The organism is Geobacter sulfurreducens PCA (assembly GCF_000007985.2).
In the GTDB taxonomy this organism is placed as follows: Bacteria; Desulfobacterota; Desulfuromonadia; order Geobacterales; family Geobacteraceae; genus Geobacter; species Geobacter sulfurreducens.
The window spans coordinates 966,557-990,801 of sequence record NC_002939.5; the positions used below are offsets into that span (position 1 = coordinate 966,557).

Annotated in this window: 25 protein-coding genes; 4 read left to right on the plus strand and 21 right to left on the minus strand. The window is 64.5% G+C overall.

Annotated elements, in window-relative coordinates:
- Positions 1 to 20: 20 nt before the first annotated feature.
- From GS_RS04520 to GS_RS04590, 15 genes are all read right to left on the minus strand, one after another.
- Positions 21 to 962, minus strand: a complete 942-nt coding sequence (locus tag GS_RS04520) for a Trm112 family protein (protein ID WP_010941566.1) — start codon at positions 960 to 962, stop codon at positions 21 to 23.
- A gap of 39 nt (positions 963 to 1,001) precedes the next feature.
- Entirely contained in the window at positions 1,002 to 1,709 is a 708-nt protein-coding gene (locus GS_RS04525; protein WP_010941567.1) for a YkgJ family cysteine cluster protein, read from the minus strand.
- A 90-nt stretch (positions 1,710 to 1,799) separates the two neighbouring features.
- Positions 1,800 to 2,192 carry a response regulator gene (locus GS_RS04530; protein WP_010941568.1) on the minus strand — a complete coding sequence of 131 codons (393 nt, stop codon included), beginning with the start codon at positions 2,190 to 2,192 and terminating at the stop codon, positions 1,800 to 1,802.
- A gap of 40 nt (positions 2,193 to 2,232) precedes the next feature.
- Entirely contained in the window at positions 2,233 to 2,613 is a 381-nt protein-coding gene (locus GS_RS04535) for a response regulator (protein WP_010941569.1), read from the minus strand.
- Positions 2,610 to 3,980, minus strand: coding sequence for a sensor histidine kinase (locus tag GS_RS04540; protein WP_010941570.1), 1,371 nt, complete (start codon positions 3,978 to 3,980; stop codon positions 2,610 to 2,612). The genes GS_RS04535 and GS_RS04540 overlap by 4 nt, the downstream gene beginning before the upstream one ends.
- Positions 3,977 to 4,846 (minus strand): HDOD domain-containing protein, encoded by an 870-nt coding sequence (locus GS_RS04545; protein WP_010941571.1) that lies wholly within the window; start codon positions 4,844 to 4,846, stop codon positions 3,977 to 3,979. The genes GS_RS04540 and GS_RS04545 overlap by 4 nt, the downstream gene beginning before the upstream one ends.
- Positions 4,833 to 5,165, minus strand: a complete 333-nt coding sequence (locus GS_RS04550) for a hypothetical protein (RefSeq protein WP_010941572.1) — start codon at positions 5,163 to 5,165, stop codon at positions 4,833 to 4,835. The genes GS_RS04545 and GS_RS04550 overlap by 14 nt, the downstream gene beginning before the upstream one ends.
- A gap of 273 nt (positions 5,166 to 5,438) precedes the next feature.
- Positions 5,439 to 5,639 (minus strand): cold-shock protein, encoded by a 201-nt coding sequence (locus tag GS_RS04555; RefSeq protein ID WP_010941573.1) that lies wholly within the window; start codon positions 5,637 to 5,639, stop codon positions 5,439 to 5,441.
- Positions 5,640 to 5,728: 89 nt separating this feature from the next.
- Positions 5,729 to 5,929 (minus strand): 30S ribosomal protein S21, encoded by a 201-nt coding sequence (gene rpsU / locus GS_RS04560; RefSeq protein WP_010941574.1) that lies wholly within the window; start codon positions 5,927 to 5,929, stop codon positions 5,729 to 5,731.
- A 189-nt stretch (positions 5,930 to 6,118) separates the two neighbouring features.
- On the minus strand, positions 6,119 to 6,790 hold the full coding sequence (locus GS_RS04565; protein ID WP_010941575.1) for a HesA/MoeB/ThiF family protein: 672 nt from the start codon (positions 6,788 to 6,790) through the stop codon (positions 6,119 to 6,121).
- Between the two features lie 3 nt (positions 6,791 to 6,793).
- Positions 6,794 to 7,081 (minus strand): MoaD/ThiS family protein, encoded by a 288-nt coding sequence (locus GS_RS04570; protein WP_235044974.1) that lies wholly within the window; start codon positions 7,079 to 7,081, stop codon positions 6,794 to 6,796.
- Positions 7,081 to 8,304 carry an NAD(P)/FAD-dependent oxidoreductase gene (locus GS_RS04575; RefSeq protein WP_010941577.1) on the minus strand — a complete coding sequence of 408 codons (1,224 nt, stop codon included), beginning with the start codon at positions 8,302 to 8,304 and terminating at the stop codon, positions 7,081 to 7,083. Before GS_RS04575 ends, GS_RS04570 begins: the two co-directional genes overlap by 1 nt.
- 1 nt (position 8,305) lies before the next feature.
- Positions 8,306 to 10,111, minus strand: a complete 1,806-nt coding sequence (locus GS_RS04580; protein WP_010941578.1) for an aldehyde ferredoxin oxidoreductase family protein — start codon at positions 10,109 to 10,111, stop codon at positions 8,306 to 8,308.
- Between the two features lies 1 nt (position 10,112).
- Complete coding sequence (locus GS_RS04585) at positions 10,113 to 10,592, minus strand: 4Fe-4S dicluster domain-containing protein (RefSeq protein ID WP_010941579.1); 480 nt, start codon at positions 10,590 to 10,592, stop codon at positions 10,113 to 10,115.
- A gap of 64 nt (positions 10,593 to 10,656) precedes the next feature.
- Entirely contained in the window at positions 10,657 to 11,382 is a 726-nt protein-coding gene (locus GS_RS04590) for a hypothetical protein (protein WP_010941580.1), read from the minus strand.
- Positions 11,383 to 11,544: 162 nt separating this feature from the next.
- On the opposite strand from GS_RS04590, the gene GS_RS04595 reads away from it, so the two are divergent.
- The 3 genes from GS_RS04595 (at position 11,545) to GS_RS04605 (ending at position 15,457) form a co-directional block, all read left to right on the plus strand.
- Complete coding sequence (locus GS_RS04595) at positions 11,545 to 13,446, plus strand: ATP-binding cassette domain-containing protein (protein ID WP_010941581.1); 1,902 nt, start codon at positions 11,545 to 11,547, stop codon at positions 13,444 to 13,446.
- 156 nt (positions 13,447 to 13,602) lie between these two features.
- Positions 13,603 to 14,946, plus strand: a complete 1,344-nt coding sequence (locus GS_RS04600; protein ID WP_010941582.1) for a DEAD/DEAH box helicase — start codon at positions 13,603 to 13,605, stop codon at positions 14,944 to 14,946.
- A gap of 151 nt (positions 14,947 to 15,097) precedes the next feature.
- Complete coding sequence (locus tag GS_RS04605) at positions 15,098 to 15,457, plus strand: hypothetical protein (protein ID WP_010941583.1); 360 nt, start codon at positions 15,098 to 15,100, stop codon at positions 15,455 to 15,457.
- A 94-nt stretch (positions 15,458 to 15,551) separates the two neighbouring features.
- On the opposite strand, the gene GS_RS04610 is transcribed toward GS_RS04605, so the two are convergent.
- The 6 genes from GS_RS04610 to GS_RS04635 form a co-directional block, all read right to left on the minus strand.
- On the minus strand, positions 15,552 to 16,736 hold the full coding sequence (locus GS_RS04610) for a methyl-accepting chemotaxis protein (RefSeq protein WP_010941584.1): 1,185 nt from the start codon (positions 16,734 to 16,736) through the stop codon (positions 15,552 to 15,554).
- Between the two features lie 189 nt (positions 16,737 to 16,925).
- Complete coding sequence (locus tag GS_RS04615) at positions 16,926 to 17,345, minus strand: YbaN family protein (protein ID WP_010941585.1); 420 nt, start codon at positions 17,343 to 17,345, stop codon at positions 16,926 to 16,928.
- Complete coding sequence (locus tag GS_RS04620) at positions 17,317 to 18,519, minus strand: methionine adenosyltransferase (protein ID WP_010941586.1); 1,203 nt, start codon at positions 18,517 to 18,519, stop codon at positions 17,317 to 17,319. Before GS_RS04620 ends, GS_RS04615 begins: the two co-directional genes overlap by 29 nt.
- Before the next feature lie 169 nt (positions 18,520 to 18,688).
- Positions 18,689 to 18,910 carry a hypothetical protein gene (locus GS_RS04625; protein ID WP_010941587.1) on the minus strand — a complete coding sequence of 74 codons (222 nt, stop codon included), beginning with the start codon at positions 18,908 to 18,910 and terminating at the stop codon, positions 18,689 to 18,691.
- A gap of 34 nt (positions 18,911 to 18,944) precedes the next feature.
- Complete coding sequence (locus GS_RS04630) at positions 18,945 to 19,181, minus strand: hypothetical protein (RefSeq protein ID WP_010941588.1); 237 nt, start codon at positions 19,179 to 19,181, stop codon at positions 18,945 to 18,947.
- 378 nt (positions 19,182 to 19,559) lie between these two features.
- Positions 19,560 to 21,986: an Rne/Rng family ribonuclease gene (locus GS_RS04635; RefSeq protein ID WP_010941589.1), complete on the minus strand. Its 2,427-nt coding sequence runs from the start codon at positions 21,984 to 21,986 to the stop codon at positions 19,560 to 19,562.
- Between the two features lie 271 nt (positions 21,987 to 22,257).
- Between GS_RS04635 and GS_RS04640 the strand changes: the two genes are divergently transcribed.
- The gene (locus GS_RS04640; RefSeq protein ID WP_010941590.1) at positions 22,258 to 24,195 is read left to right on the plus strand and encodes an ABC-F family ATP-binding cassette domain-containing protein; all 1,938 of its coding nucleotides are present in this window, start codon (positions 22,258 to 22,260) and stop codon (positions 24,193 to 24,195) included.
- Positions 24,196 to 24,245: the final 50 nt, after the last annotated feature.

The window sequence follows — 24,245 nt, forward strand, 5'->3', positions numbered from 1 at the left end:
GCGGCCAGTCGTGCCGGTTTTCAGCGGGAAGCCGCGAGAAACCGGCTCCTGACCAGTTCGAAGTGGTTGTGGTGGGAGCGGAGCTTCCAGTCAACGCTCCCCTGCCGGTCGATGCGCCAGGGTGGGGCGATGATGCCGTCCTTTCCCTCCAGGAGAGCGCGGACGTTGTCGATTCCCCGACCTGCGTAGGGCCCTCCGGCGGTACCGCCGAGCCATGCCTCCTCGGGGGTGTTGGCCGTGGACCAGGAAAAGGGATCGGAGAAGAGGAAGGATGCGCCGGCGGCCAACGCCACGCGGTTGACCTCGTAGAGGTGGGCCAGGGGGTGGCGGACCCGGTCCACCAGGTTGAGGGACGCGGTCTGGTCGAAGCTGCCCCGCGCAAAGGGTATCCTGAGGGCATCGGCCACCACGAATTCGGTCCGGTCGGTCTGCCAGTGGCCGGGCAGCTCGATCCGGAATTCCTCCCGCAGGTTTCCCTCCAGGGGGAGCGAGAAGTCGATCCTTCCCTCGGCGGCCAGCCGCCGGGCCGTGCGCACGAAGGCGACGGACAGGTCGCACCCCACGGCAATCTCGCTCCGCTGTGCCATCTCGAAGGTCAGCCGCCCCACGGCGCACCCGGCGTCGAATGCTCGCCCGCCGCCGATGGCAAGACACCCCGCCCAATCGCCGTAAGCCGTTCCCGCATCGAGGTCCCCCATCAGGTCGGCAAAGTGGCTCCAGAGGTAGGAGTTCACCGTTGCCGCCTCCTCGTACTTCCATTGTCCCCCCCATGGCCCTTCCTCCGGTTCCGGCAGCAAGAGCGCCACCCCTTCGCGGATCGGGTAGCGGCGACGGCACCTGCGGCAGGAGAGGGTGCCGCTCACGATGTCTTCGGCCTGTTCACCGGCCCCGGAGAGGTCCAGGGGGTGTTCCTTGGGAAGGCAGGCGGGACAGATGAGCAGGGGAAGCAGAATGCGTTTCATGGGATACCTCCCGCAGGGGGATGCCGCTGGGGGGAGTGGTCAATCGTGGATGGCGGCGAGGAAGGGGTGGAACAGCCCCTCCCGCTCCAGCAGGTGCCGGACCGCGTCCGCCCCCCGGGGGAGCAGGTCGCTCAGCCGGTGTTCCCGCTCAAGGTGGACGAGGATCGGGAAGCTGCCGTAGAGGGAGAAGGAAAAACGGGCCATGAGCGTCAGGGCGGCCCGCTGTTCGAGCTCTTCGCCCAGGTCCCGGGTGGCCGCCACGTAGTGCATGGGAAAGGCAACCACCGAGCGGTCGAGACTTTCCACGAAGCCTCGTTTTTCCTCGCTGGAGAGTTCCGAGAAGTCCGCCCCGCACCAGCGGCTCTCCCGGGTGGCCAGAAGCGCCCGACAGGAAAAGGGGCGGACGGCATAGACGCCGCAGGCCCCATCATGATCCAGGAAGGGACAGTAGCCCGCCTCCCGCCGATGGAGGCGCAGCCAGCCGGTGAGGTCCCGGGCCCGGGGGAGAAGCTGCCGCAGCCGCGCCACATGCCCGGCAACGGCCGCTGCCTGGAGATCGCTGATGACGTCCGCGACCCGGACTGCTTCGGTGAAGGTGCAGTTGACGGTCAGGGAGCAGCAGGCGCTGCAGCCCCTGCCGCAGTGGACCCGTCCGCCCCCCTCGGCGTAGCCGTCGATCCAGCGCCGGATCACCCCGTCGAACCGCTCCTGCAGTATCCGCACTTCATCGCACACTTCTCGCCGCATGGAGTCCCCTTAACCGGCCGGTGTCCCAGCCATTTTCCGGCAAGCTTATCACAGGATCCGCGGCGCGGCGAAGGGGAAATCCCGCGGTGATCAGGCTGTCGTGAGCCCCAGGGTCTGGATCTGCTCCAGCAGTTTCTCCCGTTCGAGAGGTTTCACGAGATAGGCTTCGCACTGGTTGCAGAAGGCGGCCATGACGTTGTCCCTGTCCTTGAGGGCCGTGGTCATGATGACCTTGACGGGGGAGTCGATGTCCCGCTCTTCCTCAAAGTGACGAATTGTCTTGAGCACCTCGTGACCGGTCATGGAAGGCATCATGATATCGAGGCAAATGAGGTCGAATGGCTCGCCCAGATCGTGGGCCCACGTGAAGGCGGCAAGGGCTTCGTGGCCGTCGGCGGCCTCGGTGCATCGGCCCAGCGGATCCAGATAGGCCAGCATCAGGCGGCGGCTTGCGGGGTCGTCTTCTACAATGAGAATCTTCATGGCTGCTCCCGTGGTGTCCGGCCCCGAGGGGACGGGCGTGTCAGTTCAGATGTTTCTCCAGAACGGCAAGAAATTCGTTGCGGGTGATCGGTTTGATGAGAATGTCGTCGAACCCGGCGTTGAGGAACGAGCGACGCTCTTCACTCATGGCGTGGGCAGTATAGGCGATGACCGGCAGGCGTCGGTCACGGGTCTCATGCTCCCGGATGGAGCGGCAGACCTCGGTGCCGGAGATGTCGGGCATGCCGATGTCGAGCAGGACCAGGTCCAGTTCCTCCCGGTGATTCAGGGCGTAGTCGAGCCCCTCGCGGCCGCTGTCCTTCTCTATCAGCCGGTAGAGGGTACCGTTGAGCATGGCCGACACGAGCCGGCGGTTCATGAAGTTGTCGTCCACGATGAGAATGGTGCGCTGACGGGTCATGGGACCTCACTGTGCAGGGGCGGCGGGCACGGGGGGAGGATGACCCGGAAGGTGCTCCCCAGCCCCGGGCCCGGGCTTTCCGCCCGGATGGTGCCGCCATGAAGTTCCACCAGTTTCCGGGTGAGGGGAAGCCCCAGCCCGGTCCCTTCGTAGCGGCGGGTCGCGGAACCGTCCGCCTGGACAAAGGGGTCGAAGATACGCTCCAGATCCCCGGTAGCCAGGCCGATGCCGCTGTCCTGTACGGCGATCATGATGCTCCCTTCACGCTCTCCGGCCGGCGAAAGGTCGATTGACAGGGTGACGCTGCCGCCGTCGGGGGTGAATTTCACCGCGTTCGCCAGCAGGTTGAACACGATCTGCTTCAACTTTCGCTCGTCCGCCGTGATGGTCGGGGGGACGCCGGGCGCCACCTCTTCCGCCAGCCGGATACGGTGCTGCAGGGCCCGCTCCTTCACCATGACGAGGCTGCCGGAGGCGAGTTTCCGGATGTCCACGTCCGACGGTTCAAGCTCCATCCGCTCGGCCTCGATCTTGGAGAGGTCGAGGATGTCGTTGATGAGCGACAGGAGGTGGCGGCTGGACTGGAGGACGTAGCCGAGGAATTCCGCCTGGATGTCGGTCACCTCGCCGTAGGTGCGGGACAGGAGGACGTCGGTGAACCCGATGACGGCATTGAGCGGCGTGCGGAGCTCGTGGCTCATGGTGGCCAGGAACTCGCTCTTGGCTAGGTTGGCCGATTCTGCCATCTCCCGGGCGGCCTGGAGCTCGCTGGTCCGCTCCCGGACGCGCTCCTCCAGGTGTTGCATGTGGTCCCGCAGCATGGCGTGGAGCGTGGCGCTCTCCAGGGCGTAGGCGCAGGTGTAGAGCACGATTGAAAGGGCGTTGAGCGACGGCACGTCCATCGTGGCGATCTCCGCCGGCAGCAGGGCCGCGAACATCCCCTGCACCTCGGAACGGGTGGCGATGACGTGGAGCAGGAGCGTGTATTCCCCATCGGCCGACGGCACGGTAATGGCCTGGTTCCGGTTAAGGGCCCAGGCAAAGGTGCCATCCATGATCTTGGCATCGATCTCCGTCTGGAGGGCCGCACGGCAGGAGGGGGGATCGCTGGCGGCCAGCTCGAAATCCCCGTCCTTGCCAACCTCCAGGCATCCCATGCCCCGCAGGGGGATGAGCCGTTTCACCTGGGCCATGGTGGCCCGGAAGATGGCCCGCGAATCCTTGGCGCGGCTCAGGCCGGCCTGAAAGTCGCCGCTGGAGGCGAGCATGTCCAGAATCGCCACGTAGCGGAGATTGGACTCCTCAAGGTAGCGGATCCGTTCCTCCCGCGGGTCGGTCGGGGATATGGCGTGGATCGTGCCGGTCATCCGTTCTCCGTCAGGATGGCAAACGTTTCTTCCAGCTGCTGCTCCGATTGCCTGATGATCGCGCCGAGCATGCTGACCGGGATGCCGACCCGGTCCCATGCCTCGGTGGCCAGGGGGGGGACGTACCATTCGCCGCTGAAACCGAATTCCATGGCCTGGCAGATTATGTCTGCCAGGTGGATGATCGACGTCTCAAGGGGAAACTGCTCCGCCTTTGCCGGAATGTGGTGGCAGGCCACGGGCTCGGCGATGTTCGGCGGGATCTTCCATTTTTTCAGGATGGCTCCTCCCACCTTGGCGTGGTCGAAGCCGAGCCGGCGACGCTCCGTGGCGAAATGGAGCGACTCGTTGTCACGGCTCTCCTCCAGCATCTCCCGAACCGTGCCGGGAATGGCGGTACACATGACCAACTGTCCCAGATCGTGCAGCATGCCGGCCACGAAGAACCGCTCCACGTTCACCTCGCGGCGGCTGGTGGCCAGATTTCGGGCAATGGTCCCGCAGGCGATGCTGTGCTTCCAGAAGGAAGTCATCCCCATCAGGTCTTCCGGAATCCCCTTGAAAATGCCCATGACCGAGGCGGCCAGGGCCAGGTCGCGCAGTTGCTGGGTGCCGATGATGGTCAGCGCCCTGGTGATGGAGTCGACTCGGGAGTGGTAGCCGAACAGGGGGCTGTTGGCGAGCTTGAGGATGCGCGCCGTGAGACCCTGGTCCTCGGTGATGATCCGGCCGATGTCGGCGATGGAGCTACGGGGATGGTTGATGGCCTCGTTGAGGCGCTCGTAGAAGAAGGGGAGGGAGTAGACCGTTACCGTCTCCTCCACGAGCCGCTCAAGTGATATCCGGTCGCGGTCAGGATGCGCCATGCATGGCCTTTCTCACCGCCCCGAGGCGCATGATCTCACGCATGGCCGGATGTTTCAGGTCCGTGTGGAGGAAGAGGGGGCGCAGGGCTTCTTCAGCGGTGGCCAGTTCGGCCGGGCTGATCTCCTGGGGGAGGTGGCTGCCGGGATCGTCGTCCATACCGGCGATGTCGGCTTCTGCGACCCCCCAGGTGCGGAAGATGTGGAGATGCTTGGCGGTCAGTTCCGCGCCGGCCCCCAGCAGGAGCCGGCCCGTTCGGTCGATGACGTCCGCGGCCAGGGTCATGCCGACGTCGAGATTATCGATGGGGACCATCCCCATGAAGGCCTCCGGAAGGTAGACATTGGGAACATATTCGTAACGTTAGGTACGGACATGTTCCACGTCGCTCACTGGTATCTCATCGGCCGGATGGACCTAAACTTTAGGTGGGATTGCCCGGGGGGTGGGCCTGAGGAACGGCTGGAGCGCCCGATGCTCGGGGCGTCGGCGGAAGGCCTGCTTCGTTCAGGCCGAAAATGAGAAAGGCCCGCGTGAACGAGCCCTTCGATGGTGCCGTGCTGTGCCGCCCGGAAGGCGGCTGCCGGGCGGACGTTAGATCTTGCAGACGTTGGCGGCCTGGAGCCCCTTGGGACCGTTGACCACGTCAAAGGTCACTTCCTCGCCTTCTGCCAGCGACTTGAACCCGGAACCCGTGATCGCGGAGAAATGGACAAACACGTCGACACCGTTCTCCTGCTCGAGGAAACCAAAGCCCTTGCTGTCGTTAAACCACTTTACCCTGCCTTTTGCCATGGTGTTCATTCTCCTGCTTTCGCGTGATATGTCCGGGGGGGGTCCCGGCTTCAAGCCGCTGCGCGGCCTGTTTCCCATCCTGTCCGGCGTCAGTCCCTGTCGGGCTTTCTGAACCGCTGGGCCTTTCTTCTCTTGCGCTCGGCCTCCATCTGCTTGCGCTTCTTCTTGACCGAGGGCTTTTCGTAATGCTTGCGTTTTTTGATCTCTTTGAAGAACCCTTCGGTCTGGAGCTTGCGCTTCAGCAGCCGGAGGGCCTTGTCCACATCGTTTCCCTGAACGCTTACCTGCACGTGATCTCTCCTTCCTCGGTCGGTAGACGTTGGGTCGTCCGTGGCTAGTTGCCGCTGCCCTCCCGAAAATAAAAATGGCCAAGGGATTCCTTTAAAGCACCTCGGCCGGCACATTCCAAAAGTGCTGACACATTAGCACAAAGCGGGGACATGTGTATGTAAAATTCGTTATTGCTCGGCAATTATTCATCACACGTCGAGAAAAGAGCAGGAATAATCGGTCAGGTCGACGACAAGGACCCGGTCCGCAAGTCCCGGCCCGCCCCGGATGGCTCGCGTGAGTTCATGGGCCATGTATCCGGCGATGACAGCGGGCCCGGCGGGGGTGACCGGGATGGGGCCCGCCGGCTGCCTGCTGCCGGCAAAGATCTCGTCGATGGGACGTGACACCCCCTTGACCAGGGTGAGCACCTGCCCGTGATCTCCCTGGATGGCCCCGTGAATAAGGATCGTGCCGTCCGCAAGTGAGTTGAAGAGGGCAAAACGACCGGAAAAGCTGTCGAGGCAGTCGGCAACGCAGTTGATGCCGGCCGGTGGGGTGAAGGCTCCGTCGATACGTACGTCAAGGGGAATTGCCTGGACGGCGCCGTTGATGGCCATTATTTTCCGGGCTGCCGCCGTTACCTTTTTCTGCCCCACATCCCCTTCGTCGTAGAGGAGCTGGCGGTTCAGGTCGGGCCAATCCACGACGCCGTGGTCAGCCAGGTAGAGCATTCCCACGCCGGCTCGTGCCATGAGCTGAGCCACGGTGGCGCCGAGCCCCCCGACCCCGGCGATCAAAATGGCCGACCGTTCCAGCATCCGCTGGTTCTCTTCGCCCCAGACGAGTACCTGCCGGCTGTAGCGCTCTCCCCCGGTCACGGCTCAGCCCCCCGCGCCCGGCGGGAACAGGGCCACCGTGTCACCGTCGCGGATGGGGGTTTCCAGCCCCTCCAGGTGGTGAATGTTGCGGCGGTTCACCAGGATGATGGTGCCCGTGTGGAGGACCCCGTCGCCGTCCAGCAGCTTGCGGGAAAGGGGGCTCCCCACCGCTTGCTCCGCCCTTTGGACCAGGCTTCGGACCGTCTCCCCCGCCTCCCAGGGGAGTTCCACGACTTCGCGCCCGAGCATCAGGCGCAGGAGACTGTAGAACCGGACGCTGACCATGGGCATCAGGCAAGCCGGGCCAGGGCCGCGGCCTGGGTGCCGGTTCCCCGCAGGAAGGTGGGGCCGGGGAAGAGGGCGCGGGTTCTGACCAGTTGATAGTAGAGGCCGGCGTCGTTGGTCTCGCCGATCATGGTGGCGCCGATGACGCGGTCGCGCCCGTCCAGAAAGACCTTGCGGAACCGGCCGGTGAACGGGTCGCGAGCCGTGGCGGTTCGGGGGGCGTCGTCGCGGCAGTAGCCCACCACGGCCACATCCACGCCGAAGACCTCGGTGGTGTTGTTCTTGAGGCTCCCCTCGTAGGCACAGTCGAAGCCGAGCATATTCAGGGCCGCGATCTCCCCCTGCTCCACCGCGGTCAGCCAGTTGCCCTGGATGGTCGGCTCTCCGGTGACGAAGTCCTTTCCCTCGGCCACGTCACCGGCAGCGAAAATCTGGGGGTGGCTGGTGCGGCAGCGCTCGTCCGTCACGATGCCCTCCCGCACTTCCAACCCCGCCCGGAGGGCCAGGTCAGTGTTGGGAACCACCCCCTTGCCTACCAGCAGCATGTCGGTGACGATCCGTTTGCCCGTGGCCAGGGAGAGCTCCAGCCGGTCAGTGCCGGACAGGTTCACGATGTCGTCCCGTTTGTGAAGGACAAGGCCGTCTGCCAGGAAGCGCTCCTCCAGGATGGCGGATGCCTCAGGGTCCACCACCCGGCTGAAGACCCGATCCGAGCCGATCACCAGGTGCCGCTCCACCTCCGGTCCCGCATGGGAGAGCAGCGGGATGCTCACAAGTCCCGCGCCCACGGCGGTGACGCTTCGGGCCCCCTTCAGGAGCCGCTCCAACCGGTCGGCGTCGGCCAGGTGCCGCAGGGTGCAGACCCCCTCGGCGGTCACCTCCAGTCCCCGGGCTTCGGCCCCGGCGGCAATGAGGAGTTGCCCGAACCCCACCGCCGTGCCGTCGGCCAGGAGGAGACGGTGCCGTTCCGCATCCAGTTCCACTGCAGCATGGCCAAGGAGGGTGGCGATACCGTAGTGGTCGTAGAAATCGCTTCCCACGATGAAAAGGTTTCCCCGAAGGGTCTTGCCGCCAACATAGTAGGGGGTCAGGACCCTTGAGTAGGCCGGACAGTTCTCCCGGTCGACCATGGCTACGGATACGCTGCGGGAATGCCTGCGGATGGTGCGCAGGGCCTGCATTCCCGCCGCGCTGTTGCCGATGATGACGATGTCGAAGTGCCGTTCCACGTCAGGCGAGTCCCAGTGACTTCAACTTCTCATCCGTGGGAATGCCCTGTTCGTCCCAGCCCCGGGCCCGGTAGTAGTCGGGGAGCATCTCGGCGAGCCGCGCCACCGATCCCTGCATGGGGCCGTCCGGCAGGGGCTCCGACAGGAGCCGGGGCGGGAGGGTGTCCTGGGTGGGATCGATCCCCGCTTTCAGGTTGAACTGCCGCTCCAGGTTCCAGATCCGGTCGCCGGCCTCCAGTAGTTGCTCCAGCGAGTACCCCAGCCCCGTGGCCGCGTTGAGAAAGGCGGATACTTGAGGCGCGCCGATGGCAAAGGTGGTGAAGAGGCAGATGCCCGCCGAGTCCACCACGGCCGTGAAGTCCTGGAATGCCTTGGTCCAGCCCGCCTTACCCTCGGTAACGGCCGGGTCCAGTTTTTCCGGTACGCCGAGGATTTCGGGGGATACCATGTAGCCCCGCACGTGACAGGCGCCCCGGTTGCTGGTGGCGTATTCCAGGGCCATCCCCTGGATGCCCCGGGGGTCGTAGGCCGGGAACTCCTGTTTCTTTACCGTCATGGAAAGCTCGGGCGCTCCGTAGCTCTCGGCCAGCCGCCAGGAGCCGAGGCCCAGCTTTGCGCCGAACCCCTCGGCCGTGCCCATGAGCTGGAACATCCGCACCAGGGCGTCGCCGTCACCGAAGCGCAGCGGCATTCCCGCCTCACCTTCGGTCAGGAGCCCCCGCTCGAAGAGCTCCATGGCACAGGCCACGGTGCCGCCGGCGGTGATGGTGTCCATGCCGTACTCGTTGCAGAGGTAGTTGGCCTTGGTGATTGCCGCAAGGTCCGAAACCCCGCAGGCGGCCCCCAGGGCCCAGAGGGTTTCGTACTCGGGGCCTTCGCCGCTCTCGGTCCAGCGGGGGTCGGCCAGGCGGGTTACCCGGCCGCAGGCGATGACGCAGCCGAAGCACCCTTTGTTCCGCCGGAGCCAGGTCTGGGCCAGGCGCTCACCCGAGATATCCTCAGCCCCTTCAAAGGTGCCGGACTGGAAATTGCGGGTGGGGAGAGCGCCGCTCTGGTTTATGACGTTCACGAGCACCGCCGTTCCCAGGGCCGGTAGCCCTTCGGCCGTCACCGGGTGACCCTTGAGGAGCCGGTACGACTCGCGGGCCGCCTCCCGGTAGGCGGCCGGGTCGGCCATGGTCACGCCGCCGGTGCCGCGCACGGCCACCGCCTTGAGGTTCTTGCTCCCCATGACCGCGCCCACTCCGCTGCGGCCGGCGGCCCGGTGCTTGTCGTTCACGATGCAGGCGAACCGGACCATCTTCTCCCCGGCCGGGCCGATGGCCGCCACCTTGGCATCGCCGTGGAACTCGCGCCGGATCATGTCCTCGGTCTCGTAGGTGGTCTTCCCCCAGAGGTGGGAGGCGTCGGCCAGTTCGGCCTTCTGGTTGTAGATTTTCAGGTAGACCGGTTTTTCAGCCTTCCCCTCCACGATGATCAGGTCGAAGCCGGCGAAGCGAAGTTCCGCCGGGAAGTAGCCGCCCGAGTTGGAACTGGCGATGGTACCCGTGAGGGGCGACTTGGTTACCACCACGTAGCGGCCGTTGGCGGCCCCGTAAGTGCCGGTGAGCGGACCGGTTGCCAGGATCAGCTTGTTGCGGGGGGAGAGGGGGTCCACGTCGGGGGCCACCTCCTCGACCAGGTAGCGGGAGCCCAGTCCGCGGCCGCCGATGAATTCCCGTGCCCACGTCCCGTTCAGTTCCTCGATGCTGCAACGCCGCGCCGCCAGGTCTACCCGCAGGACTCTGCCGTGCCATCCGCTTCCCATGTCACACCTCCATCTGGCCGTCTTTGACGGTCTGGACGAATTTGAGCACCTTTGCCCGCAGCGGCGCGTCTTCCTCGGCGAATGTCAGGCAGTGGGTGGGGCAGAAGATGACGCATTCGGGTACATCGGGAGCGCAGAGCGTGCACTTGTCGGCCTTCCTGGTCTCGGGAAGGTACTTGATCATGCCGAAGGGACAGGCGCTGACGCAGGTGCGGCAGCCCACGCACTTCAGCTCGTCCACTGCCACCACGCCGCTGGCCGCATCTTTGGCGATGGCCCCCTTGGGGCATGCCTTGAGGCACCAGGGATCGTCGCACTGCATGCAGGTGACGGTGATGAACTTGGCCTCCTCCAGGAAAACCTCATTGACGATGCGGGCCTTGCTGGGCGCGAACTCCCCGCGGTGCCTGAACGAACAGGCCAGCTCGCACGACTTGCAGCCGACGCATTTGGCCGGCTCGACGCGGATCAGCTTCTGCATGGTGACCCTCCTTTAGGGGGATGCCGGGGAGTCGCGGTAACTGGAAACTCCCACTCGGTTTGCGTCATTGGAGCGGTGTGTCCAGGGTTTCCTCCCCATAGCCGTCGCCCGTGAAATAGGCTTTCATGAAGTCGCGGTGACGTGCCGCCACCACCGGGGAGATGCCCACCGTCGCGGCTGCCTGGTCGAGCAGTTGCTCCTCGCCAGCCGACGGGTTCTTCTGCCGTGCCGCCTCCAGGGCCATGGTGACGGCCAACCCGGCCCCGAAGGTCTCCTTGTCGGGGCGGTAGAGCCGGGGGCGGTCGATCCGGCGTCCGGTACCGTCAGTGGTGCCGATGAGTGCGTTGTGTCGCTCGATCTGTTCCTGGGAGGGGATCCCGTAGCGGATGACGGTCCGGCCCTCACGGTACGTTGCCCTGGCCAGGGTGCACTGGGTGCACTCCACGGCGGGCTTGAGCTCAAGGGTTATCATCTTCGCTGCCGGGGTCTTTTTCTTCACGGCCGTGAGCATTGCCAGCACCGCCGGCTTGATCCGCTCCCGGTCGGTATCGAACCGGATGATGCCGATCCCGTTCAGGGTGGCCCCATCCCCGGAGATGCGGACGTTGCGGATTTCGAAGTGAAGGTCCTCCTGCACCGTCCCGGTGGCGTAGGGGGGCGATTTCGGGTCGCCCGCCGGCAGGGATGGCCCGGCCGGGGCCGGCTCCAGCCAGATGCCGATGCGCCAGGCCAGGAACAGCGACAGGAACAGGGATATGATGCCGACGACGATGCGCGTTGACTGATTCATGGTTCTCCGGGCGAGGGGTCGGGTCCGCTCGTTCGTGATAATTGTCAATGGTACCGGGGATTGTCGCCAATGCAAATGGCCCGGGTGCCAGTGGAGGATTGACGCCGGGAGGCAAAACAGTGAATACTGTCACTCCTGCAAACAGGCACGGAAGGAGAAGTCGTGGCACTCATCACCTTGCGCAACATTACCCTCGCCTTCGGCGGCCCGCCGCTCTTCGACGGTATCAACCTCCAGATCGGGGAGGGGGAGCGCCTCTGCCTCATGGGGCGCAACGGCACCGGCAAATCGACCCTGCTGAAGCTCATCGCCGGCGAGATTCCCCCGGAGGGGGGCGAGATCATGCGGCAGCAGGGGGTGCGGGTGGCCCTCGTCTCCCAGGAGGTCCCCCGCGACCTGGAGGGGACCGTGTTCGACGTGGTGGCCCAGGGCATGGGCGAGGCCACGGCACTCCTGGCCGAGTACCACCGGGTGAGCCATCTGCTGGCCGTTGAGGGGGGAGAGGGGCTCCTGGCACAACTGGCCACCCTCCAGAAGCGGCTGGAAGAGACCGGCGGCTGGCATCTCCATCAGGAGGTGGAACGGGTTCTTAATCGCCTTTCCCTGGATGCGGATGCCCCTTTCTCGAGCCTTTCCGGCGGCACCAAGCGCCGGGCACTCCTGGCCCGGGCCCTGGTGTCGGCGCCGGACATCCTGCTCCTGGACGAGCCCACCAACCACCTGGACATCGATACTATCCTCTGGCTGGAGGAATTCCTGGCCAAAAACGTCACGACCCTGCTTTTCGTCACCCACGACCGGGCCTTTGCCCGCCGGCTCGCCAACCGGGTGGCCGAACTGGACCGGGGGCGGATCTACGCCTTTGCCTGCGGCTACGACGAATTCGTGGAGCGGCGCGAGGCGCTCCTGGAGGCGGAGATCACCCGCCAGGCCCTGTTCGACAAGAAGCTGGCCCAGGAGGAAGCGTGGATCAGGCAGGGGATCAAGGCCCGCCGAACCCGCAACGAGGGGCGGGTCCGGGCGCTGAAGAAGCTGCGGGAGGAGCGCCGGCAGCGGCGCGAGCGGCAGGGAACGGCCACGATCCGGCTCCAGGAGGCCGAGCGGTCCGGCGCCCTGGTGGTGGAGGCGGAGAACGCCTCCGTCGGCTACGGAGACCGGGCCGTCATTGCCAACCTCACCACCACTGTCATGCGCGGGGACCGGGTGGGGATCATCGGCCCCAACGGCTCAGGCAAGACCACCCTGCTGCGGCTCCTGCTGGGGGAGCTCGAACCCCAGCAGGGGACGGTCCGCCTGGGCACCCGCCGGGAGGTCCTCTACTTCGACCAAATGCGCGAGCAATTGGACCTGGACCGGACCGTGCAGGAAAACGTGGGCGAGGGGAACGACACCGTCATCATCAATGGCCGGAGCCGCCACGTGATCGGCTACCTGCAGGATTTTCTCTTCCCTCCCGAACGGGCGCGCACGCCGGTCCGCATCCTCTCCGGCGGGGAGCGCAACCGCCTCTTGCTGGCCAAGCTGTTCACCAAGCCTTCCAACGTGCTGGTGATGGACGAGCCCACCAACGATCTTGATGCCGAAACCCTGGACCTGCTTGAGGATCTGCTGCTGGAGTATTCCGGCACGCTGCTCCTGGTGAGTCATGACCGGGAGTTTCTCAACAACGTGGTGACGAGCACCCTTGTCCTGTCGGGCGACGGCCAGGTGCGGGAATACGTGGGGGGCTACGACGACTGGCTCCGTCAGGCCGCCGCCGAGACGCCGGCAGCAAAGCCGCAATCGGCGAAGGCACCCGCCGATACTTCGACCAAGACCCGCGACCGGGGCGAAAAGCCCCGCAAGCTCAGCTTCAAGGAGGAGCGCGAGCTTGAAGCGCTCCCGGAGCGGATTCATCAACTGGAGGAGGAGCAGGAGTGTCTCCACGCCACCCTGGCTGATCCGGAGTTCTATCGCGGCGCAGGCGCCGAAGTGGCGGTGTTCAACTGCCGGCTTGAGGAACTGGAGGGTGAGCTGGAAGCAGCCTATGCCCGCTGGGAAGAGCTGGAAGGCCTCAAGGGGTAGGAACGGGGCTCCCGCTTTCCTCCTTGACAGAGTTTGCCGAAAGCTGGTACGGTCGGCTCCATCTCAACCAGCTGTTTCCGGACAACGCTATCAGATCAGGCCCTGGGAAGAACCGGGGCTTTTTTGTTTTCAGGCGGCAGCACCAAGGAGTATTTTATGGATTTCAAATCGTTCGGTTTTCATCCGGCCGTGGCCACGGGAATCGCGGCGGCCGGCTACGAAACCCCCACACCGATCCAGGCCCAGGCCATCCCCGCGGTCATGGCGGGGCGCGACGTCATGGGGTTGGCCCAGACCGGCACCGGCAAGACAGCGGCCTTTGCCCTGCCGATCCTGCATCGCCTGCAACAGGGCGAGCGTGGCCGCGTCCGTGCCCTGGTCATCGCCCCCACCCGCGAGCTTGCGGAGCAGATCAACGACAGCTTCGTCACCCTGGGGCGGCAGACCCGCCTGCGGAGCGTGACGGTCTACGGCGGGGTAGGGGTGAATCCCCAGGTGCAGAAGCTCAAGGCCGGCGCCGAAGTGGTCGTGGCCTGCCCGGGTCGGCTCCTGGACCACATCGCCCAGGGGACCATCGACCTGTCGCGCCTGGAGGTGCTCGTCCTGGACGAGGCGGACCAGATGTTCGACATGGGCTTTCTGCCCGACATCCGACGGGTGCTCAAGCATCTTCCCCCCCGGCGGCAGACGCTGCTCTTCTCGGCCACCATGCCCATCGACATCCGCACGCTGGCCCAGGATATTCTGGTGGACCCGGTGACGGTGCAGGTGGGGACCGTGGCCCCGGCGGTCACCGTCGCCCACGCCCTCTACCCGGTGGAACAGCACCTGAAGACCCCGCTTCTGCTGGAGCTTCTTCGCCACACGGACACTGAGTCGGTGCTGATTTTCACGCGCACCAAGCACCGGGCCAAGCGCCTGGGTGAACAGTTGGAGAAGGCCGGCTACCGGGCGGCCTCGCTTCAGGGGAATCTCTCCCAGAACCGGCGGCAGGCTGCCCTTGATGGCTTCCGTGACGGCACGTTCCAGATCCTGGTGGCCACCGATATCGCGGCCCGCGGCATCGACGTGAGCCAGGTGTCCCACGTGATCAACTATGACATCCCCGACACGGCAGAGGCGTACATCCACCGTATCGGCCGCACCGGCCGCGCGGCCCGCAGCGGAGACGCCTTCACCCTGGTGACCTCTGACGACGGAGCCATGGTTCGTGCCATCGAACGGAGCCTCGGTGCCCCCATCGAGCGCCGCACCGTGCAGGGCTTTGACTACTCGGTGCCGGCGCCGAAAAAGGATGTGGAGTTTGCCCGTCCGCCCCGTGAGCCGCGCCAGGCCCGACCCCACGCAAACCAGCCGAAGAAAGGGGGCGCAGCGGCATCCCCCTCGGCGTCTGGACGGCCGTCCCATCCCAAGGACTCGGGCCGGCGGCAGCCGGGCCAAGGAGCTCCCGCGTCGGGTCCGTCGCGGCAACGGCCCGGAAGCCCCCGGCGGCCCCGCTGACAAAGGGAGGCCACAGACATTATTTTGATAACCATATTCACTGACCGTTCCCTTGAGGTATAATGTAATCAGGCAAGGATACACCGGCAGAGATCATGGCCCGCGGACTTCCGCTCCCAACGAGCCGGAAGCGGACGGAAAGGAGGATGCCATGAGAGGGACGGACATCAGAAGGCTGGTTACCGAGGGTGCTTCCGGCGAACACCGCTTCGTGCGGTGGTGGCGGAAGGAAAATGACTTCCTCGACTACGACCTCGTCGACAGATTCCTGGAAAGACTCTCCAGTGACGAGGAGATCGGGGGAGTAGAACTGCTCACCATGAATGACATGGTTGAGGAGGTGAAGCGGATCACGGGCGAACGCCTGACCATCAGGCACGGCGAGTCCGGCGATACCGTGGAATGGGTTCACGGCGGGAGTGGAGGAGAGCGGACGGAAGTCTGCTTCCTGACGCCCGAAACGCTGCTCACCATCTATGATGTGGAAACCCACGGCAACCCCATCGGTTAAGGGGAGTGGGATTGATACCATGAAAAAGGCCGCCCTGAACGGGGCGGCCTTTTTTGTGTGCAGGAGGTGTCTCCGGGGTCGGGATAGACGTTCGTCAGGCCGAGAGCTTGAAGCGGTTGACCATCTGCTGGAGTTCCGTCGCCGACTGCGCCAGATCGGCCGCCGCGGTTTCCGTCTGCTGGGCTCCCTGGGCTGCGTCGCGAATCACCAGCGCGATGCGGTGGATGTTCTCCGTGATGCTGGCAGTGGTGGCCGACTGCTCTTCCGCCGCGATGGCCACTTGGGAGACGTGGTCAATGAGGGGGGCAATGTGCTCCTTGATGGCCCCGATGGCCTGGCGGGAGAGATGCATGTCCCGGGTGCCGTTGCGGACACTGTCGGAGCTCTGCTCCATGAGGCCCATCACGTTTTTGACGTCGCCCTGCAGAGCGCCGATGATGGACTGGATTTCCCTGGTGGACGAGGTCGTCCGCTCGGCGAGGTTGCGCACCTCGTCGGCCACCACGGCGAAGCCGCGTCCCTGCTCGCCGGCACGGGCCGCCTCGATGGCGGCGTTGAGCGCCAGCAGGTTGGTCTGATCGGCAATGTCCCTGATGGCGGTGATGATGTCGCCGATCCGTTCGGAGTTGGCGCCCAGCGCGTTGACCGCCGCCATGGTGCCGGACACCATCTGCTCGACCGCCTCCATGATAGTGGTCATCCGGGAGATGGTTTCCGTTCCACTTTCGGTGGCGTGGCCGGTGCCCGACGCCTCCTCTGCCATCTTCTGACAGTTGTGCGAGATGGCGAGGCTCACCGAGGCCATTTCATCCACCGCCGTGGTGATGGATGCCGATTCTTGGGAGGCGTGGTCGGTCCCTTCGGCAATCTGCGAGGAGGTGGTGCGGAGCAGGTCGGAGGCGGCGGACAGATCGGCCGCCGTAGTCTGGATGCCGGAGATGATGTCGCGCATGGAGCCCTGGAGCTCCCGCATGGTCAGGAGCATCTTGCTGAACTCATTCTTCCGGAACACCGTGATTTCCTGGCTCAGGTCACCACGCGCCATGGTTTGCAGATAACCGATTGCCCTCTGGATCGGCCGGTTGATGGACCAGATGTTGATCCAGCCGAAGATACCCCCCAGGACGATAAAGAGGATCACGGATCCGTACTTGATAAGGGCCGAATCGGCTTGGGCGGCCAGTGCCGTCGCGGCGATGCAGGCGCTGTAGCAGACGCAGAGCGTGGCAAGACGGGCCTTTACTGAAAAGTTGAGATAGAAGTTCCACAGTGACACCATTGTCGCTCCCCCGTAACTAAATAATAACGCATGGCCGTATACAATGTATCGGCGGGGAAGGCGGATAGTTTAGCCAAAAAGTCTGGAAACGACCGATATTTTTCTGGAATGGTTGCCTAATGTGTGAAAAGAGGCCGTGGATAGCCTGGTTGTGGGTGTTCCGTCGCCGATTGGAGACAGTTGAGGGGCCTAGTGGTTGTCGGCCGGCGCCGTGGGGAGCCGAACGAGATAGATCGTCACACCTGTGGCGATGACGAGGAGAAGCGCCCGTACCCACGGCATCGGCACCAGCAGGAAGGCCGAGGGGGGCACGGTCAGCCAGACCATGACAATCGCAACCGTCTTGGCGCGGCGGGGGATACCCGTACCCTCCAGGTAGCCCCGGACCATGGGGCCCAGGTGGGCGTGCTCCACGAGCCAGCGGTGGAATCGGTCCGAGCTGCGCGCGAAGCAGGCCGCGGCCAGCAGAAGAAAGGGCGTTGTCGGCACCAGCGGAAGGAAGATGCCGATAACGCCGAGGCCGGTTGCGATGACGCCCACGGTCAGAAAAAGCCATTTGATCACGCAGGAGTTCCTTTCGTCAGCAGACCGGATGACGGCCCTCGGCAAGCTCCAGGCAGAAGTCGCCAATGGTCGCCAGCCCCCTCCCGACGATGTCCTCGGCTTTCCGGGCCACATCTGCCACCCGCCGTCCCCGCTCGGGGGCAAGCTGTACCGCCGCCATGGCTGGCCGGTCGATGGGGGTGCCGATGCGGCTCAGGAGCAGGACGTGGGCCTCCCTGATCCCTTCGATCTCCTCGCAGATCTCGCGCGCCAGGCGGTGGGCGAGGATGGTATAGATCTTTCCCACGTGACTCACGGGATTTTTGCCGGCCGCCGCCTCGGTCCCCAGCGGCCGTCCAAGGGCGATGACGCCGTTCACGCGGTTGCCGCGCCCCACCTGGCCCGAATCGGCGTCTTCGGCCGAAGTGCCGAGCAGGCTCAGGTAGACCCCCCCGAGTCCCCGACCCGGCATGTCGAGCGTGTTGAAATGGAGCTCGGTACGGCGGAATCCGCCCTGTTCCCCGAGGAACGATGCGATTTCCCGTGCCAGGGACTCTTTCCGGGCGAAATAGTCGGCCTCGGATTTCACGAACCGGGCAATGAGGGGCATGGCCAGGGTCACGGCGAGATCGTTCCCCTGCCGCAGCCCCATGACCTTGATGTCCTCGCCTGAGTCGGGGTGGCGGTCCTTGAAAGCGGGGCCGTTGAGATGCCGCTCCAGGCCGAGTACTGCCTGTTCTGTCGGTGAGAGGGGCCAGTAGCCGACTGAGGCCGAGGTGTCGTTGGCGGCCATGACGGTGCCCGGACGGGCAAAGATGTCGGTGAGTTCGGCTGAGCCTGGCGCCAGCATGATCCGGTAGCGAATGTGCTCCTCCGGGTCTACGAAGCGGAGATTGGCGCGAATCCACTCCCGGGCCGCGGTAACGGCGATCTCCGCCACCGGCACGGTCGTGCCTCCCACCGTGAAGGTGGCCCGGTCGCCGATGATGAACTCCATGGGGGTAACCACCCGGCCGCCGCCGAACCCCTTTTCCACGGTCCCGGCGGCCAGGAGGCTCTTGTCGATGTTGTGATGGAGAATCCTGCCGAATTCGCGCAGGTATGCCCGGCTAAGGGCCACGGAAACGGCATCCACCACGGAGTCACAGATGGTGTCGGGATGTCCGCGCCCTTTGCGCTCGACGATTTCCACCCCTTGTTCGACGACCGGTTGTCCCCGATAAGCCTCGATGGTGATCATACTGATAACTGTAGCATAGGCGGGGATGTTGTCATACGGTCAGCGGAGGAACCGGCAAAAAAAGGGGTCGTACGGCCATTCCGGGCTTCGCGGGGAGCCCGGGGCGGCCGACGACCCCGCATGGCAGAGTGAGGCAGTGGGTGTTCAAGGGGGAGCGCCGCAGCCGTGTTCAGGTCTTCTGACTCTCGGCAGGCGGTACGGCCCCTTTGGTGCTGCCGGAACCGATGAGGCTCCGGATGGCCGCGATGGTCTGGGCTACGACCACGATGGCACAGTAACAGATGAAGACGGTGGTAAATACCCCCTGAAAACCCTCTGCCTCGCCAACGGATGCGAACGCCGGCGAGACTCCGCCCAAAACGAATGTGAGTGTGCCGATCCGCGCTTTCATGGGTGCCTCCTTCCGGGGTGCGGACCCCGGGTGTTCAGACGTCATGGAGAGTTGTGAGCGATATGACGCTGACGCAGCTACAGCGGAAGAGGCTTCGTACCATGCTCACCAGAAGCAGGGCCACCGGCATGAACTGGATGAGTACCGCGGCTATGCCGATGAATGCGAAAAAGGCCAGCAGAAAGTCATCCATGCAGAACAGGGCGATGATGACGGGCGTCCCTGCATCGTCAAGGATGGGGAATGATAGGGCTCCACTCAACAACATCATGACAAAGCCTCATTGTTTCCGTGTTGTAATCGGGGTGCGACGTTATTCATTCTGCAGTAGCCGTACCATAAGGCGCATTGTGAACGAGTGTGTTTGTATCATGCTGTAATTGATGGATAAATTTATTGTGAGATGTACAGCCTGTATCAGGCGGAGAGAGCCATTTGTATGGTTTGCCTATACACCGGACAAAGAGGGAAGAATGACCTTGTAACGGATGGTTTGGGCTAACATGTTGATTGTTGGCAATTAGTTGCAGGAAGTGAGGGGGTGCCTGGAAAAGCTATACAGTAGGATGTGAAATGGCAGGGCTTCGGAGTGAAGCCCTGCCAGGTGGGGATCTGCGGCCGGACAGGCCGGCTTCGGAGTGTTCAGTTGCTATCCTGCCTCCGGTGTTCCTTCTGTCGGGGCTTCTTTCTTTTTGCGCGGAGCCCGTTTTTTCTTGGGCGGCTCGTCAGCGGCAGGCTCCGGGACAGGGGGCTGTACCGGGGCGGGTGCCGGTTCGGAGGTGGTCTTTTTGCGCGTGGCCCGTTTTTTTGCCGGTTTTGCTTCGGCCGGCGTGACCGGGGTCGCTTCAGCTGCGGCAGGCGCCTGCTGTTCCTCGGGGAGAGCCACGGCGGGCTCGGTCTTCTCGGGCTTTTCGGCCGCTTTTTTGCGGCTGCGGGGCGCGCGCGTCTTTTTGGGAGCGGGCTCGGCGCTTTCTGGGGACGCTTCGGCCGGGGCGAGCTCCGGTTCGGGCTCCGCGGCACGGGGCTCAGCCGGCTCCACTTCCGTTGCCGGCGCCTCGGTCGCCTCGCCGGCACGTTTTGGGGTCCGGCGCTTGCGCCGCCGCCGCTTCTTCTTCACCTCTTCCGAAGCTTCTCCTGCTTCTTCGGCAGGGATCGGCGCTTCGGTGGTCTCCTCTTCTGCCGGCTCTTCGGCGATCTCCGGGGCTGAAGCTTCTTCGGCCGCGGTTTCGTCCGCTTTTGCCTTCTTGCCGCGCCGCCGCTTGCGCCGCCGCTTCTTCCTGGCTTCTTCGCCCGGAGCCTCCCCTTCCGCCGTTTCTTCGCCAGCCGCGGCCTCCGGTTCTTCTCCGCCGCCGGCTTCGAGCTCCTCGGGTTCTTCGATTTCAGCAGCCGCTACGGACTCTACCATCTCTTCGGCTTCGGCCTTGCCCTTCCGGCGGCTGCGGCGCCGTTTCTTTTTCTTGCCCTCGGTCTCGGCTGTCGATGCCTCGGCCGGGACGTCGGTCCCTTCGGCTGCTTCGGGCAGCCCTTCGGCGAGCGCCTCTGCCACCTTCTCCGCGTGCTCTTCATGTGTTTCCACGTGGGCCGGCTTTTCGCGCCTGACCAGCTCCAGTTCCAGCTGGTTCATCAGGAACGAGGTCTTGCCCTTCACGGTCACGACGATGTCGTACTCGTTCTCGATCTGGGCCAGTTCCCTCTTCTTGCGGTTCAGCAGGTAGTAGGCGACCTCCAGGGGAAGCCCGCCGTGCACCTCGGCCACGGTCCCCTTGGCCGCTGCGGCGTGGACCTTGCGCAGGAAGGAGAGTGCCATGTTCTCGACGCTCTTCACCTTGCCCCGCCCGCTGCAGTGCGGGCATTCGAGGGTGCTTCCCTGTTCGAGGGTCTGGCGAATCCGCTGGCGCGACATCTCCAGCATGCCGAACTGGGAAATGCGCCCCACCGTGACCCGGGCCTTGTCACCCTTGAGGGCCGCCTTCAGGGTCTTTTCCACGGCGGTGATGTGCTTCTTGTCCCGCATGTCGATGAAGTCGAGCACGATGAGCCCGCCCAGGTCGCGCATCCGCAGCTGACGGGCAGCCTCTTCGGCCGCTTCCAGATTGGTCTTGTAGGCGGTGTCCTCGACCCCCTTCTCGCCGGTGGTCTTGCCTGAGTTGACGTCGATGGATACCAGGGCCTCGGTTGGCTCAATGATGAGGTAGCCGCCCGATTTGAGGGGAACTTTCTTTTCGTAGATGAGGTCGATCTGTTCTTCGATCTGGTAGCGGGAGAAGATGGGGCGCTTTTCCGTGTGGAGCTTCACCAGCTTCTCGAACTTGGGCATGGTCTGCTTGAAGAATTCGCGGGCCTGCTTGTAGACGTCCTTGCTGTCCACCAGCACTTCGTCGATCTCGGCGGTGAAGTAGTCGCGGATGGTGCGGATGACCACGTCCAGTTCCCGGTGGAGAAGAGTGGGGCCCTTGGCCGCGGCTGCCTTGTCCACGATGCCCTGGTGGAGCTTCACCAGGTACTGGAGATCCTTGGCCAGTTCCGTCTTGGTCTTGCCCAGGGCCTCGGTCCGGACGATGTAGCCGTAGCCTTCGGGGATTTCCAGCTCGGCCACCTTTTCCTTGAGCTTCTTCCGGTCGGACTCGCTCTCCACCTTGCGGGAAATGCCCGCCGAGTCGCTGCCGGGCATGAGCACCATGTAGCGGCCCGGAAACGACATGTAGGTGGTCAGAGCCGCGCCCTTCATGTCCCGTTCGCCCTTTTCCACCTGGACAATGAGCTCCTGCCCCCGGCGGATGACTTCCTGGATGCGGGGACGGCGGCTGCGGCTCTCTTCGGGGATATCGCTGCGCCATTGCCAGAACGAGGGATGGATTTCCCCCATCTGGAGGAAGCCGAGCCGTTTCAGTCCGATGTCGACGAAGGCGGCCTGCAGTCCCGGTTCCACCCGGACCACCACCCCCTTGTAGACGTTGCCTCGGGTTTGTTCGCTCCCCTCGATTTCGATGTCCAGATCAACCAGCTTGCCGTCTTCAACGATGGCGACGCGTGATTCCTCCGGATGCATCACGTTGATGAGCATCTTTTTTGCCATTGATTTCAGTCCTTTGTGCGGTCTGCGGAATGCCCCGCGCCGCGGAAATGTATGGTCGCCCGCGGCACAGGCCGCGCGACCCGATGGGTATTCGAACGCCCCATAGGCGCTGAAGGTCGATAAAACCTCAAAAGTATAGCAGAGTTTTCCCTTGTGTAATAAGAAAAAACTGGCCCCTGGTGCGCCCGCCTGCCGGAGCAATTGACAAAATCGCGGGGCACCCCCTAGTATAGCCCTGTAGCGCTAACGGAACGCGGTTCGGGATACCTTCATGCTCCATCTGAGAAAACTGTCAAAGGATTTCGCCGGCACCTCCCTGTTCGCGGAGATCGACTGGCATCTGAAAAAGGGGGAACGGGTCGGCCTCGTGGGCGAGAACGGGGCCGGGAAGTCGACCCTGATGCGCATCGTTGCCGGGCTCGTGGAACAGACATCGGGCGAGCTCATCTTCGCCCGGGGCGCCACGGTGGGCTACCTTCCCCAGGACGGGATCGTGACCCGCGGCCGAGGGCTCCTGGCGGAGGCCATGACCGCTCTGGAAGACCTTCAGTCCCTGGAACGGGAGCTGCACGAACTGACGTCGCGGCTGGAGAATATCTCTCACGATGCGCCGGAGCACGGCGAGTGTCTCGAACGCTACGGCCGGCTCCAGGAGGAGTTCCGGCTGCGGGGCGGATACTCCATGGAGGCGGAGGCCTGCCGGGTCCTGGACGGGCTCGGCTTCACCACCGGCGACCGGCAGCGCGACTGCGGCGAGTTTTCCGGCGGCTGGCAGATGCGGATCGCCCTGGCCAAGCTCCTGCTGAAAAAGCCCAACGTGCTGCTGCTGGACGAGCCGACCAACCACCTGGACATCGAGGCCCGCAACTGGCTTGAGGGGTATCTCCAGGAGTATCCCCATTCGGTCATCCTCGTCTCCCACGACCGCTTCTTCATGGACCAGGTCTGCCACCGGATCACGGAGGTCTGGAACGGCACCCTTACCGACTATCATTGCTCGTACAGCCGCTACCTGACGGCCCGGGAGGAGCGGGTGGCGGCCCTGCTCGAGGCGAAGCGGCGCCAGGACGAGGAAGTCGCCAAGATCGAGGACTTCATCAACCGCTTCCGCTACAAGGCTGACAAGGCGGCCCTGGTCCAATCGCGGGTCAAACAGCTGGAAAAGATCGAGCGGATCGTGTTGCCGCCTGAGCGCAAGAAGATCCGCTTCCGCTTCCCCGATCCCCCCAAGAGCGGCAGGATCGTGCTGGAGCTGAAGGGGGTGACCAAAGCCTACGGCAGTCACGTGGTCCTGGACGGGATCGATCTGACGGTGGAGAAGGGAGAGCGGATCGCCCTGGTGGGGCACAACGGCGCCGGCAAGTCGACCCTCATGGGGGTGCTGGCCGGCAAGCCGTTCCAGGGAGGGGAGCGGATCGCCGGCCACAACGTGGTTGCCGACTACTTCGCCCAGGACCAGGCCCAGGTGCTGGACGGCGCGAAAACGGCCCACGAGGAACTGCTGGCCGACGCACCCTTCGACATGGTGCCCCAGCTGCGGGACATCCTCGGCGCCTTCCTCTTCACCGGCGACGACATCCACAAGCGGGTAGAGGTCCTCTCGGGCGGCGAGCGGAACCGGCTGGCACTGGCCAAGATGCTGTTGCGGCCCTCGAACTTGCTGCTGATGGACGAGCCAACCAACCACCTGGACCTCTTCAGCAAGGAGGTGCTGCTGGACGCCCTCAAGACCTTTGCCGGCACCGTGGTCTTCGTCTCCCACGACCGGCACTTCATCGACGGCCTGGCCACCCGGGTCGTGGAGGTGGAGGGAGGTCGGCTTACCAGCTATCACGGCGACTACGAGTATTACCTGCGGAAAAAAGCAGCGGACGATTGCCCGGCCCCACAGGCCGCCGCTGGCCGGTCCCAGGTGCCTGACGCATCGGCCGGGTCGCCGACCGCGGAATCCAAGGAGGAGCGGCAGCGCCAGCGGGAGGAGGAAAAGGCCCGCCAGCGGGACGAAAAGCGCCGCCTGAAGCGCCTCGAAGAGCTGGAATCCGCCATTGCCGCCGAAGAAGGGCTCCTGGCCGACCTGGAGGCGCGCATGGCTGATCCGGCCTTTTTCGATGACCACGAGCAGGCCCGGCGGGGGGGCGAAGAACATGCCGGACTCACCGCTCGCATTGCCTCCCTGTACGAAGAATGGGAGAGCGTCGCCGCAGGCTGAGGAGTGGGTGTTCCTATCCCCGCGACCTTGTTGCATTCACGCGCCATTCA

What these genes read in the sequence shown, in the direction of transcription:
- GS_RS04520 (WP_010941566.1), bottom strand. Translation starts at nt 962, where the DNA reads ATGAAACGCATTCTGCTTCCCCTGCTCATCTGTCCCGCCTGCCTTCCC.
- GS_RS04525 (WP_010941567.1), bottom strand. Translation starts at nt 1,709, where the DNA reads ATGCGGCGAGAAGTGTGCGATGAAGTGCGGATACTGCAGGAGCGGTTC.
- GS_RS04530 (WP_010941568.1), bottom strand. Translation starts at nt 2,192, where the DNA reads ATGAAGATTCTCATTGTAGAAGACGACCCCGCAAGCCGCCGCCTGATG.
- GS_RS04535 (WP_010941569.1), bottom strand. Translation starts at nt 2,613, where the DNA reads ATGACCCGTCAGCGCACCATTCTCATCGTGGACGACAACTTCATGAAC.
- GS_RS04540 (WP_010941570.1), bottom strand. Translation starts at nt 3,980, where the DNA reads ATGACCGGCACGATCCACGCCATATCCCCGACCGACCCGCGGGAGGAA.
- GS_RS04545 (WP_010941571.1), bottom strand. Translation starts at nt 4,846, where the DNA reads ATGGCGCATCCTGACCGCGACCGGATATCACTTGAGCGGCTCGTGGAG.
- GS_RS04550 (WP_010941572.1), bottom strand. Translation starts at nt 5,165, where the DNA reads ATGGGGATGGTCCCCATCGATAATCTCGACGTCGGCATGACCCTGGCC.
- GS_RS04555 (WP_010941573.1), bottom strand. Translation starts at nt 5,639, where the DNA reads ATGGCAAAAGGCAGGGTAAAGTGGTTTAACGACAGCAAGGGCTTTGGT.
- GS_RS04570 (WP_235044974.1), bottom strand. Translation starts at nt 7,081, where the DNA reads ATGCCCATGGTCAGCGTCCGGTTCTACAGTCTCCTGCGCCTGATGCTC.
- GS_RS04580 (WP_010941578.1), bottom strand. Translation starts at nt 10,111, where the DNA reads ATGGGAAGCGGATGGCACGGCAGAGTCCTGCGGGTAGACCTGGCGGCG.
- GS_RS04585 (WP_010941579.1), bottom strand. Translation starts at nt 10,592, where the DNA reads ATGCAGAAGCTGATCCGCGTCGAGCCGGCCAAATGCGTCGGCTGCAAG.
- GS_RS04590 (WP_010941580.1), bottom strand. Translation starts at nt 11,382, where the DNA reads ATGAATCAGTCAACGCGCATCGTCGTCGGCATCATATCCCTGTTCCTG.
- GS_RS04600 (WP_010941582.1), top strand. Translation starts at nt 13,603, where the DNA reads ATGGATTTCAAATCGTTCGGTTTTCATCCGGCCGTGGCCACGGGAATC.
- GS_RS04605 (WP_010941583.1), top strand. Translation starts at nt 15,098, where the DNA reads ATGAGAGGGACGGACATCAGAAGGCTGGTTACCGAGGGTGCTTCCGGC.
- GS_RS04610 (WP_010941584.1), bottom strand. Translation starts at nt 16,736, where the DNA reads ATGGTGTCACTGTGGAACTTCTATCTCAACTTTTCAGTAAAGGCCCGT.
- GS_RS04620 (WP_010941586.1), bottom strand. Translation starts at nt 18,519, where the DNA reads ATGATCACCATCGAGGCTTATCGGGGACAACCGGTCGTCGAACAAGGG.
- GS_RS04625 (WP_010941587.1), bottom strand. Translation starts at nt 18,910, where the DNA reads ATGAAAGCGCGGATCGGCACACTCACATTCGTTTTGGGCGGAGTCTCG.
- GS_RS04630 (WP_010941588.1), bottom strand. Translation starts at nt 19,181, where the DNA reads ATGATGTTGTTGAGTGGAGCCCTATCATTCCCCATCCTTGACGATGCA.
- GS_RS04635 (WP_010941589.1), bottom strand. Translation starts at nt 21,986, where the DNA reads ATGGCAAAAAAGATGCTCATCAACGTGATGCATCCGGAGGAATCACGC.
- GS_RS04640 (WP_010941590.1), top strand. Translation starts at nt 22,258, where the DNA reads ATGCTCCATCTGAGAAAACTGTCAAAGGATTTCGCCGGCACCTCCCTG.